At 67.0% G+C, this 13,035-nt stretch carries 10 protein-coding genes and 1 CRISPR repeat array; of the genes, 5 read left to right on the top strand and 5 right to left on the bottom strand.

Annotation, left to right across the window (positions count from 1 at the left end; genetic code table 11):
- Positions 1-129: 129 nt before the first annotated feature.
- Together coaA and N687_RS0107710 are read right to left on the bottom strand one after the other, a co-directional pair.
- Positions 130-1,089 carry a type I pantothenate kinase gene (coaA, locus tag N687_RS0107705; RefSeq protein ID WP_029421306.1) on the bottom strand — a complete coding sequence of 320 codons (960 nt, stop codon included), beginning with the start codon at positions 1,087-1,089 and terminating at the stop codon, positions 130-132.
- Positions 1,086-2,321, bottom strand: coding sequence for an MFS transporter (locus N687_RS0107710; RefSeq protein ID WP_029421307.1), 1,236 nt, complete (start codon positions 2,319-2,321; stop codon positions 1,086-1,088). The genes coaA and N687_RS0107710 overlap by 4 nt, the downstream gene beginning before the upstream one ends.
- A gap of 16 nt (positions 2,322-2,337) precedes the next feature.
- Here N687_RS0107710 and N687_RS25430 point away from each other — a divergent pair, with 16 nt between their 5' ends.
- Complete coding sequence (locus N687_RS25430) at positions 2,338-2,565, top strand: molybdopterin-dependent oxidoreductase (protein ID WP_419670152.1); 228 nt, start codon at positions 2,338-2,340, stop codon at positions 2,563-2,565.
- 168 nt (positions 2,566-2,733) lie between these two features.
- On the opposite strand, the gene N687_RS0107715 is transcribed toward N687_RS25430, so the two are convergent.
- Positions 2,734-4,716 carry a YjhG/YagF family D-xylonate dehydratase gene (locus tag N687_RS0107715; RefSeq protein WP_029421308.1) on the bottom strand — a complete coding sequence of 661 codons (1,983 nt, stop codon included), beginning with the start codon at positions 4,714-4,716 and terminating at the stop codon, positions 2,734-2,736.
- A gap of 270 nt (positions 4,717-4,986) precedes the next feature.
- Here N687_RS0107715 and N687_RS0107720 point away from each other — a divergent pair, with 270 nt between their 5' ends.
- Positions 4,987-5,307 (top strand): hypothetical protein, encoded by a 321-nt coding sequence (locus N687_RS0107720; protein ID WP_029421309.1) that lies wholly within the window; start codon positions 4,987-4,989, stop codon positions 5,305-5,307.
- A 216-nt stretch (positions 5,308-5,523) separates the two neighbouring features.
- A complete protein-coding gene (locus tag N687_RS0107725) occupies positions 5,524-6,288 on the top strand; it encodes an NAD-dependent protein deacylase (protein WP_035462101.1) in 765 nt (254 codons plus the stop codon).
- Between the two features lie 84 nt (positions 6,289-6,372).
- Here N687_RS0107725 and N687_RS0107730 read toward each other — a convergent pair whose 3' ends face one another.
- The gene (locus N687_RS0107730) at positions 6,373-8,802 is read right to left on the bottom strand and encodes a GNAT family N-acetyltransferase (RefSeq protein ID WP_029421311.1); all 2,430 of its coding nucleotides are present in this window, start codon (positions 8,800-8,802) and stop codon (positions 6,373-6,375) included.
- 11 nt (positions 8,803-8,813) lie between these two features.
- Entirely contained in the window at positions 8,814-9,794 is a 981-nt protein-coding gene (locus N687_RS0107735) for a quinone oxidoreductase family protein (protein WP_029421312.1), read from the bottom strand.
- Between the two features lie 227 nt (positions 9,795-10,021).
- Between N687_RS0107735 and N687_RS20845 the strand changes: the two genes are divergently transcribed.
- Both N687_RS20845 and N687_RS23810 read left to right on the top strand, forming a co-directional pair.
- Complete coding sequence (locus N687_RS20845; protein ID WP_035462102.1) at positions 10,022-10,261, top strand: hypothetical protein; 240 nt, start codon at positions 10,022-10,024, stop codon at positions 10,259-10,261.
- A 122-nt stretch (positions 10,262-10,383) separates the two neighbouring features.
- Positions 10,384-11,997 carry a hypothetical protein gene (locus tag N687_RS23810; protein WP_029421313.1) on the top strand — a complete coding sequence of 538 codons (1,614 nt, stop codon included), beginning with the start codon at positions 10,384-10,386 and terminating at the stop codon, positions 11,995-11,997.
- Between the two features lie 206 nt (positions 11,998-12,203).
- A CRISPR array of direct repeats spans positions 12,204-12,754; the repeat unit is 37 nt; unit sequence GCTTCAATGGAGCCGCGGCTTGGCGCCGCGGATCAAC.
- Positions 12,755-13,035 lie beyond the last annotated feature (281 nt).

Genomic DNA, 13,035 nt, shown 5'->3' on the forward strand with positions numbered 1-13,035 from the left:
CCGCATGCAGCACCAGGCCCCCGCTCAGCCTTCCCGCAGGTCCGGGCGGGACGGGCGGAGCGTCTTGCGCAGCACAAGCGGAGCCCGTCCCGCCCGGACCCCACAAGCGGAGCCCGACGCCCCTACGCCCTATAGCTTCCTCAACAACACCTGCCGCACGGTGTGATCCTCCGCCTTCTCCAGAATCAGGTGGGCGCGGTTGCGGGTCGGCGCGATGTTCTCCCGCAGGTTGACCGCGTTGATCTCCTCCCAGATGCTGAGCGCCGTGCGCTCCGCTTCTTCCGCCGTCAGGTCCGCGTAGCGGCGGAAGTAGGATTTCTCGTCGCGGAACGCCGTCTCCCGCAGCGTTTGGAACCGCTCCACGTACCAGCGCTTGATGTGCTCCTCCTTGGCATCCACGTAGATGGAGAAGTCGAAGAAGTCAGAGACGAACACCTGGGGTGCCCGTTTTCGGCCGCCGTCCGGGTTGGTCTGCAACACGTTGAGCCCTTCGAGGATCATGATGTCCGGCTGGCGGATGCGGATGAACTCCCCGGGCACGATGTCGTAGGTCAGGTGCGAGTACACCGGTGCCAGCACCTCCGGCTTCCCCGACTTGACGTCGGCGACGAATTGGATGAGCCGCCGCACATCGTAGCTCTCCGGGAACCCCTTGCGCTTCATCAGGCCCCGTTCCTCGAGGACCCGGTTCGGGTAGAGGAAGCCGTCGGTGGTGACGAGATCGACCTTGGGATGATTTGGCCACCGGGCGAGAAGCGCCTGGATGATGCGCGCCGTCGTGCTCTTGCCCACGGCGACGCTCCCCGCGATCCCGATGATGTACGGCACCTTCGCCTCCAGATGCCCGAGAAACGTGTTCGTCGCCTGATACAGATTCTGAGTCGCCGCCACGTACAGGTTGAGCAGGCGCGAGAGCGGCAGGTAGATGTCGGCCACCTCGTCCATGGAGACCCGCTCGTTGATGCCCCGCAACTGCTCCAACTCCGCCTCCGTCAGCGGCAACGGCGTCGAGTCGCGCAGGTGGCGCCATTCCTCGCGGGAAAAGGTGATATACGGCGAAAACCTCTGCCTGGTTCCCTGGTTCGTCATACGGTTCCTCCTCTGGAGTTGGCCGCGGTCACCGTGCGCGTGAGCCGGGACAACCGCATCTGCAGCCCCATTGCCAATACGGCGAATCCGAGGATCATGGCGATCACCCCGCGCCACGCAAACGCGCTCCAGAACAATCCCCCGACAAATCCGCCGACGCTGGACCCCATATAGTAAAAGAGGAGATAGAGGGAAGACGCCTCCGCCTTGTTCCCGGCGGCACGCCACCCCACCCAGCCGCTCGCTATGGAGTGGCTCGCGAAAAACCCAAACGTGAACACGGCCAGCCCCAGCGCTTTCCACACCAAGCCCGTGGGAAGCGTGATGAGGGCCCCCAGAGCCATCGTGATCGTCCCGATCCACAAGGTCAGATGACGCCCATGGCGGTCGGCCACCCGCCCCATCCAGGCGGAGCTGAACGTGCCCACCGTGTACACGACAAACAACCACCCCACCGCGCTTTGGCTCAACCGGTACGGCGGGGCCATCAACTGATAACCGATGTAATTGTACAGAGCGACCTGCCCGCCCATCAACAGAAACGCGATGCCAAACAGGCACAGCAAACCTGGATCTCGCAGGTGTCCCGCATACACCCCGAGGGCCCGGCGAAACCGCCGGCGAACAGGTTCATTCACTCGCCGCGGCTGAAAGTTTCGGGCGACGGGCAAGATCCACCAGAACACCACACCCAGGACCACGCCAAGGGCGCCGAGAAATCCAAGCGCCCACCGCCACGACAGCCAGTCGCTGATCATCCCGGTGATGATCCGCCCGGACATCCCGCCCACCGTATTGCCGGCGATGTACAGGCCCATCGCGTATCCGAGGCTCTTGGGCTCCACCTCCTCTCCCAGGTACCCCATCGCGATCGACGGCAATCCCGCCAGCGCGATGCCCTGCAGGGTGCGGACCACCAACAGGCTGGCAAAATCCTGGACCCACGCGGAGATGAGCACCAAGACGGCCGAAGCCAGAAGGGAGAAGGTCATCATCCGCTTGGGTCCATACCGGTGTGACAGGGACGCCATAAACAGCATCCCGATGGCCAACGCCGCGGTGGTCACCGACAGCGACAGGCTGGAGACCGCGGGAGAGACTTGAAAGTGTTGGGAGAACGCAGGCAATAAGGGCTGGATACAGTACAGGATGGTGAACGTCACCCAAGCGCCGATGAAGAGCCCGAAGCTCGCCTTGCGAAACTCCGGAGTCCCCTGCTGAATGTAAGTCACTTGCATCGCTCCCGGCATTCGGTCGTCACGTTCCTATGATGTTCCCAAATCCGCAAAATGGCAAGCACCAGGGCGCTCAAGCCGCGTCCCAGTGGACGTCCTGCTCGCCTTCCAGATGGCCGGCACGCCCCTCCCGCGGAATGAAGGGGGCCCGGCCGCATCGTCTTCCCGCAGCTGCCGTTACAAGAGCGTGAAGTGGGTGGGGCGGATGGAGTTCACCACGGATCGACAGATCGGGTACTGAGAACAAAGGGGATACGATTTGAACGGAGAACTGCCGGGCGGATTCGGGTGCGCGGGACAGATGAGGAGGGGGAGGCGGGCCGGTGGGCCCGCCCACCGAATCCCGCGCATACGCACGCGCACGGGACAGCTCGGTGGAGGTGCCCACAAGACGCCGTTCCCTCAACCCCTACCACCCCAGCGCTTTCTTGCCCGCCTCCAGCGCCTGGATGATGCGGTCCACGTCGTACACCGCCCCGCGCCAGGTGCCGCCGCTGACGTTCTGCAGCGCCGCCCACAGACGCGTGTCGTCCGGCAAATCCGGGTCCGGGCACAGCCCCGGGTGCGGGTCGCGGCGCGCCAAAATCGCGTCCCCATCCGCTGGCGTCCCCGGTTCGTCCCCGTCGCCGACGAAGTTCACCCGTCCCTCGAGGCGGTTCAGGTCAATCTCCACCTCAATCCAATCGCCGTCGCGCAGCTTCCCGATGGGCCCGCCCGCCAGGGCCTCCGGCCCCACGTGGCCGATGCAGGCGCCGGTCGACACGCCCGAGAAGCGCGCGTCGGTGATGAGGCACACATGCTTGCCGAAGGGCAGGTGCTTCAAGGCCGACGTGAGCTGGTACGTCTCCTCCATCCCCGTGCCCGACGGCCCGCGCCCGGCCAGCACCATGACGTCGCCCGCCTGGATGTCGCCCCGTTTGATGGCCGCGATCGCATCCCGCTCCGACGTGAACACCTTCGCCCGGCCCCGATGGCGGTAGACGCCGTCCGCGTCGACCACCGACGGATCGATAGCGGTAGACTTGATCACCGACCCCTCCGGTGCGATGTTGCCCACCGGGAACGTCACCGTCGACGTGAGGCCGCGCGCCCGCGCACGGTCAGGGCTCATGATGACATCGTCCGGATCGATCCCGTCGGCCTCCTTCAACCGCGCCCGCACCGCATGCCTGCGCTCCGAGTCCTCCCACCAGTCGAGCACGTCGCCCAGCGTCACGCCGGCCACGGTCTTGACCGACGTGTCGATCACGCCGAGCCTCCGCAGGTGCAGCATCACCTCGGGAACCCCGCCGGCGAGGAAAGCCCGCACCGTCGGGTGGTACTCCGGCCCGTTCGGCAGGACGCTCACCAACCGCGGCACCTCCCGGTTGACCCGGATCCAATCGGCCACCTCCGGCACCCGGCAGCCAGCCGCGTGCGCGATGGCCGGGATGTGCAGCAACAGATTGGTCGATCCGCCGAACGCCGCGTGCACCACCATCGCGTTCTCGATGGCCGCGTCCGTCAGGATGTCCCGCGTCGTCCAGCCGAGCTCCAGTAACTGCAGGGCGGCGCGCGCCGACTGACGTCCGATCTCGAGCCAAATCGGCTGCCCGGACGGCGCCAGCGCCGAGTGTGGAACCGCGATACCGAGGGCTTCCGCCACCACCTGGCTGGTCGCCGCCGTGCCGAGGAACTGGCAGCCCCCGCCCGGCGTCGCGCACGCCCGGCACCCCACCTCCGCCGCCTCCTCGAGGGAGATCTCGCCGTGGGCGTAACGCGCCCCGATGGTCTGCACCTTGCCCGCGTCCTCTCCCTCTTCGGCGGGCAGCGTCACCCCGCCCGGTGCCAGTACACAGGGCAGGTGGTGCGTGGAGGCCAGCGCGATCATCATCGCCGGCAGCCCCTTGTCGCAGGTGGCCACCCCGATCACCGCGTGGCGCGTCGGCAGCGATCGGATCAGCCGGCGCATCACCATCGCCGCGTCGTTGCGGTACGGCAGCGAGTCAAACATGCCCGCTGTGCCCTGGGATCGCCCGTCGCACGGATCGCTCACGTACCCCGCGAACGGCACCCCGTCGGCGGCCTTGACCTCCTCCGCCGCCGCCCGGGCCAACAAGCCCACCTCCCAGTGGCCGGTGTGGTACCCGAGTGCGATAGGCGTCCCGTCCTCCGCCCGTATCCCGCCCTGCGTACTCAGGATCAACACCTGCCGGCCGTGCAGCCGCGACGGGTTCCACCCCATCCCGACGTTCTGCGTCCAGCCAAACAGGTTTCCGCTCGGTTCATTCAATAACATCTCCGGCGTCAGCGGCAGCTGCCCTGCCGGGCCGCGTGCTTTCGTCTGAATCTGGTATTGCGCTGTATCCGTTGAACCGATCACCCGTGCCAGGGAACCCGTCTTCTCCTGCATCCATCTCGCTCCTCTCTCCTGCGGTCGTCTGCCGTCGATCGTCTGCCATCGTCGTCCGAGCCCCGCTGTCCGAACGTCCCCGCCATCGTGAACGCTTCCGAATAAGAACGCAGCGGTACGCGGTGCAAAGTCCTATGGGGGAAATCCCCCCTGTCATCCTTATTAGCAAAAATCGCGCCAACTCACTCAGCGTTCCCGCGCCTGGGAGTTCGTCCATACCCGCTGTCCCGGGGATGCATATATGTGTCTCAGTGAAAGGAGGGAGTGAACATGGTGACACGAGCGCATTGCATGCGCTTCATCGGCCAACCTGTCGTGTTCCGCACGCGCGACGGAGCGCTGCACCACGGCGTGCTGCACACCGTCACCCATGACGGCATTTACGTGCGGCCGGTACGCGGCGCAACGACCCGGCTGGCCAGCGGGACCCTGGCTCATCCGGACGTACGCCTGCTGGGGCAACTGCCCGCCGAGAGACAAGGCCAGGCACCCGGTGTCGCGGGCGACGTGACGCAAGCCTGGTGGCCGTTCTTCTTCTTCCCGTTCTTCGCCCTCGCGTGGCTCGCTCTGGCGCCATGGTGGTGGTGGTGACCCACGGGGCTAAGTGACTCTGCCCATCCGGCCGCAGCCTCCGTCCTGCGGCCGGTTTCGCGTCTCATGACCTGCGATCCCGCGTCCAAACCGGGGTTCCTCCCATCCGCCCGCACCGGTATAATGGCCACAGGAGGTTCATGCAAGCGTTTCCAATCGCGATCTGAATGGGTTGGAGCGGGACGGGAGCGCATAGCGAGAGGGGAGCGGTTCGGCATGAAGAACGAGCTGGAGACGCTGAAGACGTGGTTGGCGGACAGCCGCCGGATCACCGTACTGACCGGGGCCGGCATGAGCACCGAATCCGGCATCCCTGATTTTCGATCCGAACAAGGCGTCTGGCAGGACGAGACGCTCCTCGAAGCGATGACCGACCATCACCTGCGCAACGACCCCGAGGATTTCTGGCCCAAATACAAGCGCACCTTCCTGCGCCCCGAATACCTCCGCGCCATGCCCAACGACGGCCACCTGGCCTTGGCCCGGTTGGAGGGCCAAGGCAAAGAGGTGACCGTGATCACGCAAAACGTCGACGGCTTACATCAACTGGCAGGCAGTACGCGGGTGTGGGAAGTTCACGGCAGCGCCCGGCTGGCACGCTGTCCCCGGTGCGGATCGGAGTATGGCCTCGCGCACATCCTCGCCGAGGACGTACCCCGGTGCACCTGGGAGGATGCCAAAGGCGCCGTCTGCGGACGCGTGCTGCACCCGGATACGGTCTTATTCGGCCAGCCGGTGCGCCACTACGATGAGGCCCTATACGCCGTCCGCGCCTGCGACCTGCTGCTCGTGATCGGCACCTCCCTGACCGTGGAGCCCGTCGCCAGCCTGCCCAAGTTCGCAGACCGCGCGTCGACCCGGATTGTCCTCGTCAACCTGGACGAAACCGGCTTCGATCCACACGCACATCTGGTCATCCGCGCCAAGGCCGGCGAGGTGCTGCGCCAGGCTGTCCTGGAAGGCGGAGCGGCGACCGCCTGAACGCCGGCCGGCCTTCCCGAGCCCCAGCCAGTACACTCTGGCGGACGGCACGGCCCGCCGCCACACCCCGGCAGGCCGCCTGCGTCAGGTCCCGCTCCGGCCGGCCGCCTGAAGCCGCACGTCCCGGACGCGCCACGCGCGACCGGTCCACCTCGCCAGCGCACGCACAGACAGTACCTCCGGGACCTCATCCGCCAGTCGTGACAGGCGCAGCAGGAGATCGGGGAGCAGGTCGGCACCGGGATCGTCCGCATTCATTAACACACCGGCCATCTCACGCGCGTCCAGGTCGGTGATGGGGACGAGGCGCACGCACGTGCGCGGAGGCCGGATCCCCTCCGGATCCCACGTGGGCTCCGGCGAATCTGCCCGGCGGGCGAAGACCAGGGGGCCGAACAGCGGATCGACATCGATCCCCAGCACCAGCACAGGGCTCCCAGCCCTCTCCTCCACTTGATCCGCCTCGTCCGCCTCCGCCACGATGCCCGCGCAAGCCAAAACCGCGTAGGCCTCTTCCGCGCTGAGCCAGCGCGCATCCTCGCCCTGCGCCGCCCGTATCCGCTGGCGCGCCGTATCGCACGCGATCCCCGCGAGGTCTGGAATGCGCCCCGGTGTTTTGGCCCGGTACTCCGCGTACTGCACCGCTTTCGCCAAGGCCCGCACCGCCTGCTCCGGGAACGGATACACCGGCACCCGCTGCACGCCCGCGTCTAAGGTCCGCACCATGTACTCGCCCGTCGTGAGGAAGGTCGCGATCACGGGCTTGGCCTCGCCCGCCCCCGCCGCAGCCCTCCCTGCAGTCGGGGCGGCCCCCGCCGCCTCTCGGATGGCGTCCTGAATCGCCTGGGCGACCGCCTGCTCGTCCCGGGACCCGACCGGGACAAACAGGACCAGCACCGCGTCCACCTCCGGATCGCGCAGGACCTGCGGCAACACCAGGCGGTACCCTTCCGCCAAGGCCTCGAACCCGAGATCGATGAGGGGCGACACGAACTCGAGCCCCTCCCGGCGCAGGGCGTCCACGGCGATGACCGCGCCGCCCGCCGAGTTGGTCACCACAGCCACCCGTCGGCCCTTCGGCAGGGGCGCAAACGCCAGCAACACCGCGGCGTCGAACAGCTCCTGCAGCGTGTCCATCCGCAGGATACCCGTCTGTTGGAACAGCGCCTCCACCGCCGAGTCGCTCGCCTGCGCCGCAGCGGCGCGCGCCTCCGACACCATCGCTCCGGCCGGCGTGCGCGCGCTCTTGACCACCAGCACCGGTTTGCGCCGCGTCACCCGCCGGGCGATGCGGGAGAACTTGCGCGGGTTTCCGAACGACTCCAGGTAGAGGACCACCAGGTCGGTGGCGGGATCGTCCTCCCAGTACTGCAGGACATCGTTGCCCGAGACGTCCGCCTTGTTGCCGAGGCTGACGAAGCTCGACACGCCGATACCCGCCCGCTCGGCGTACTCCAGGATGGCCACGCCGAGCCCGCCAGAGTGGCTTGCGATGGCCAGTCTCCCGCGCCGCAGGGGATGCGGGGCGAAGCTGGCGTTCAGACGGACGTCCGGATCGGTCGTCAACAAACCCAGGCAGTTGGGTCCGATGAGCCGGCACCCGGCCGCGCGAAGGCGGCCGACCACCGCGTCCTGCAGGGCCCGGCCCTCCTCCCCCTGTTCCGCGAACCCGGACGAGAGGATGGTGACGGCGCGCACCCCTGCCTCGACGCAGTCGTCCACCACCGGCAGCACCTGGCCGGCGGGTACGGCGATGACGGCGAGATCGATCCGATCCGGCACCTCCCCCACCGATGGATACGCCTTGACCCCGGCCACCGCCTCCGCGTGGGGATTGACGGGATACACGACGCCGCGAAAATTCCCTGCGATCACGTTGCGCAACAACAGGTGCCCAAGGCTGTCCGGGTCCCGCGAGGCGCCGATCACCGCGACCGTGCGCGGCCGGAAGAACGGGTGCAGCGACGCGGCCGTCGCCAGCTTCTCGCGGGCCTCCTTGAGGGCGCGTGATCGCTCCGTCTCCCCGAGCGGCAGCACCAGGTGGTACTGGTTGTATTCCAGCCGCCGTTTCACCTCGTAGCCGCTCGAGTGGAACACATCCAGCATCTTCTGGTTCTCCGCCAGCACGTACGCCTCGAAACGGGTGAACCCGTGCCGCCACGCCCGCTGCGCCAGGTGCTCGAGCAGGAGTGTCCCGAGCCCCTTGCCCTGCAGCTCGTCGTCCACCAGGAAGGCCACCTCGGCCGTGTCTTCGTCCACCGGGGTGTAGGTGCCGATGCCGAGCGCGCGATCGCCCGCCACGCACAGCAGCGACAGCCCGTCCGGGCCTCGCCCCTGCACCATGCCGCCGATGGCCTCGTCGCTGACCTCCCGCACCATGTGGAAAAACCGGAGGTACAGCGAATCCGGCGAGGCGCGCCGAAAGAGATCGCGGATGAGCGTTCGATCCCGTTCGTCATCCCGCGCCTCCCTCAGTTCCGCCACCCGGCCGTCGCGCAGAATCACCCGCGCCATGATCGCCCCTCCTACGCCATCACCAGCAGCACCTTCCCGAGCGTCCCGCGGTTCTCCATCACGGTGTGCGCCTCTGCCGCCCGCTCCAGCGGATACCGTCCGCACACCGGCACCTGCAGCCGCCCCGTGGCCACCAGTTCCAACACCCGCTCCGCCGAAGCCCGCAGCGCCTCTGGTCGGAACCGGCGGGTCGTGCCCATGCTGTAACCCAGCACCGACCGACAGGTGTTGTGCAGCTCCGCGGTGTCCACCTGCCCGTACGCGCCGCCGGCATTCCCGTACACCGCCAGGCGTCCGAACCGCGCCAGGCAGCGCAGGTTGTCGGCAAACGCCGGCCCTCCCACTGCGTCGAGGATCACGTCGGCGCCGCGCCCGTCCGTCGCCGCCAGCACCGTATCGGCGAAGCCGCCCGCCGAGTAGTTGATCACCACATCCGCCCCATAGCGGCGGGCGTGCTCCGCCTTCCCGTCGCTGCCCACCGTGCCGATGACCTGCCCGGCGCCGAGGATCTTCGCCAGCTGCAGCGCCACCGTCCCGACGCCGCCCGCGGCGGCGTGCACCAGGACCGACTCGCCCGGTTGCAGCCGCGCCACCTTCGTCAACAGCTCGTAGGCCGTCACGCCGACCGTCGCCAGCGCCGCGGCGGTCTCCAGGTCCACCCCGTCCGGCACGGGATACGCCAGCGCCGCCGGCGCCAGCGCGTACTCGCTGTAGGCACCGCCCTTCGGGAACGCCATCACCCGCTGGCCAACGGCCAGCCCGGTCACCCCTTCGCCGACGGCGTCGATGGTGCCCGCGAGATCGATCCCCGGCACGAACGGCGGCTCCCCAGCGTGATGATATTTCCCGTAGCGCGCCTTCACGTCCGCAAAATTCACGCTCGCCGCCGCCACCCGGATCCGCACCTCGCCAGGCCCGGGCTCTGGCACCGGCTGCTCGACCACTTCCAACACATCCGGTCCGCCCAATCGGGATACCACCACGGCTCTCATGATACCATCTCCTTCTGGGGCTGGAATGCAGCGCTCATCGACTGACACAGGAGTTTCAAAATGAAACAAAGAGACAGCGTCGCGATTGGATCGCCGGCGTTCGCTCCGGCACGACTTCAGTATACCGAAAACTCAGTTCACTGTCCCACGGGCCCCGGACGCGGTACAATGGCTGACAGAACCAGAACCCAGGCGCGGGCGATTCCGCCGGAAAGGACGCGATCCCGTTGACACGCCAAGAAGCCTTCCAAAAAATCCACGAGGAGCGCAAGCGACAGGACCACCTGCATCCAGAATGGCACGGGCATCAGCACGGCTTGGTGGTGTTGGCGGAGGAGTTCGGCGAAGTGGCCAAGGCCCTGTACGAGTACCACCAGGACCCAACCGCCGACCGGTATGAGGAATTGAAAGAGGAATTGGTACAGGTCGCCGCCGTCTGCGTGCGGTGGTTGGAACATCTGGAGTGAGCCCGACCCGGCGCGCCGACCGGCGGAATGGTCGCTGATTTATCAACGCGAAGCAAGCCACCTTCACGCGTCTCTGCAGTACAATGGACGCATCCACAGGCGGCGAAGGAGGCGATCCACGGATGTCCCAAGGTCACCATGGGCGTACCGGCTGGCTGCGGTCGCTGCGCGGGTGGCTGTTCAGCGCATCCGTGCTGGCGTCCATTCTCGCCACCGTCGCCCCGGTGCAGCCATTGCGACAAGCCCTGCCACTTCTGGCTCTGCTCAGCTTGGTGGCCGGGTTTCCTGCCGCCGCTCGGATCTCACAGATTCTGACGGTCCTCTTTATCGCCGCCGGCATCGCGGCCTCGCGCGCCTCGGACACGTCCACGGCCACGCTCGTGAACGGCTTTGGCAGCATGCTCGGCCTGTTGACCCTGTTCTCGGTGGTGCCCGTCTTGGCCGTGCCCATTCAGCTCGGCCGCTACGATGCCCGTGTGGCGCGGCTTCTGAGCCGGCGATCCGTTCGCCCGCGCCCCCTCTACGCCACCATCGGAGGCCTGTCGTATCTGATGGCCAGCCTCATGAACATCGCCGCGGTGCCGATGATGTATCACACGGTGATGGGCCTGCTTCGCGGGTACGTGCCTGAACCACGCCGTTTCGCCCTCGAGAGCATCGTCACCTGCTACGCGCTCCCTTTGTCCTGGAGCCCCGTCGCCGCGGTCGTCGCCGTCGTCGTGCACCTGACCGGTGTCTCCTGGTTGACGGTCCTCCCGGTGATGCTCCTCACCAGCCTGGCCGGCGTGGCCGTGAGCACGTGGCTATCCCCTGTCCCTCGCTCCGCCCAGGGGATCGGCGCAGGGGTCAGACCCGATGGGACCACCTCCGCCTGGGGCAGTCCCGCGAAGGCTACCGCGGCCGACCACACAAGTGCCGCCGGCAACCGGCCCGTCCCCGCATCCCTGCCCGCATCCCTGCCCGCATCCCTGCCCGCATCCCTGCCCGCATCCCTGCCCGCATCCCTGCCCGCATCCCTGCCCGCATCCGCTGCCGAATCGGCACCCGAATCGGCGCCCAAGGGTGAGGGTTCGTCTGGCAGCGCGATCGAGCCCGACCGGCCCATCTGGCACATCGCACTGGCCGTGCTGCTGTTCATCCTCACCATGCTCGGCCTGGAGCGGTGGACAGGCTGGGGCATGCTGCAGGTCATCGGCGTCGTGCCCATCCCGTTCGCGCTGCTGTGGAGCCTTCTCATCCGGCGCGGGCGAGCGTTTCTGCGTGCCCTCGTTCAACAGCACCGCCAAGTGGCCAACCTGCAGAACCTGTTCACCGTCTTTACGGCTGCGGGTTTCTTTGTGCAGTCCGTGTCGCACTCCCCCTATATCAACGACATCGATCAACTGCTCATCCACGCTGCCCTCGCGATCGGCCCAGCCCTCTTCGTCGCGATCCTCCCGCTCATCCCCGTCGCCCTCTCCATGGTCGGGTTCCATCCGATTGTCACCATCACGCTGCTCAGTTCAGCCCTGCACCCCCAGGTGCTGCACATGTCCCCCATCTGGCTGTCGGTCGCCCTCCTCGGCGGCGGCGCGATCACGTTTGTCGTCAGTCCCTTCACGGCCACGCTCAACGTCGCCGCCGCAGCCAGCGGCGAACGCCCGTCCGTCATCATGCGCTGGAACCTGCGATTCTGCGCCGTGTACCTGGCCATGGTGATGGCGATCGCCGCGCTGGGGCAGGCTGTGGCGGGGTGAGAAGGCAGGGGAGGGCGGACGAGAGAGAAGGAGAAGGAACAGTAGGAGGGAAAGATAGGGAGGAGGGGAGGACGTAGCGGGGCGGAAGGGCCATGGGGATCGGTCGCCGTAGGGTCAGGGAGGAGGGAGGAAGCGAAGTTACAGGGCCGCGGCTGGAGGCCGCGGGTTAAGGAGAGACGCATGGGAGCCAATGCGAGCGACATCAGACGTCAATGAGGCCGCGGCTTGGCGTCACGGATCAACCCTATTCCGATTCGCCTTTGCTTAGGGAACCCAAGACGGTTCAATGGAGTCGCGGCTTGGCCCCGCGGATCAACGACGAGGGCGGCGAGTTAGCGCCCCAGGACGCAATCGGCTTCAATGGAGCCGCGGCTTGGCGCCGCGGATCAACGGGTGTGACGGTGTCTGCGATCGTGGCGGTGGCCTTGGGGGAGCTTCAATGGAGCCGCGGCTTGGCGCCGCGGATCAACGAGAAGCAGTATTGTGAATGGGCGCGAACACTCCCGCTTCAATGGAGCCGCGGCTTGGCGCCGCGGATCAACGACCTGCAGCACCAGTTAGCGGTGGCCCAAATGATGCTTCAATGGAGCCGCGGCTTGGCGCCGCGGATCAACCAAGAGTACCGTTTGTCTTGATGTAACCAGTGACGCTTCAATGGAGCCGCGGCTTGGCGCCGCGGATCAACGTGAGCAGGCGCAGGATCTTCTCTTGCGTTGGACGGCTTCAATGGAGCCGCGGCTTGGCGCCGCGGATCAACCCCTTCCCTTTTCAGGCCAGTCCCCAGGCGGAATTTCGGCGCACTTGCGCGAACCTCTCCGAGATCGATACGAACAGCACCTTCAAGCCATCCAAATTCTACCCGCAAATATCGAACACGTCCAGGTGTCACGGGGGTTTCACACATTGCGCGAACTCCCCGGCGTTGCGGCTTCGCTCCGGGTTCGCGCACAGCCGGACTGGTTTTCCAGAGCGCACAGTACCCGACGATCGCCCCCACGGCCATCCACGGTACGCCTCCATCCGCCATAACGTCACCCG

The organism is Alicyclobacillus macrosporangiidus CPP55 (assembly GCF_000702485.1).
GTDB classification, from domain to species: Bacteria; Bacillota; Bacilli; order Alicyclobacillales; family Alicyclobacillaceae; genus Alicyclobacillus_H; species Alicyclobacillus_H macrosporangiidus_B.

Bases quoted from the DNA above. Each gene is read 5' to 3' on its own strand.
- coaA (WP_029421306.1), bottom strand. From the start codon at position 1,089: ATGACGAACCAGGGAACCAGGCAGAGGTTTTCGCCGTATATCACCTTT.
- N687_RS0107715 (WP_029421308.1), bottom strand. From the start codon at position 4,716: ATGCAGGAGAAGACGGGTTCCCTGGCACGGGTGATCGGTTCAACGGAT.
- N687_RS0107720 (WP_029421309.1), top strand. From the start codon at position 4,987: ATGGTGACACGAGCGCATTGCATGCGCTTCATCGGCCAACCTGTCGTG.
- N687_RS0107725 (WP_035462101.1), top strand. From the start codon at position 5,524: ATGAAGAACGAGCTGGAGACGCTGAAGACGTGGTTGGCGGACAGCCGC.
- N687_RS0107730 (WP_029421311.1), bottom strand. From the start codon at position 8,802: ATGGCGCGGGTGATTCTGCGCGACGGCCGGGTGGCGGAACTGAGGGAG.
- N687_RS0107735 (WP_029421312.1), bottom strand. From the start codon at position 9,794: ATGAGAGCCGTGGTGGTATCCCGATTGGGCGGACCGGATGTGTTGGAA.
- N687_RS23810 (WP_029421313.1), top strand. From the start codon at position 10,384: ATGTCCCAAGGTCACCATGGGCGTACCGGCTGGCTGCGGTCGCTGCGC.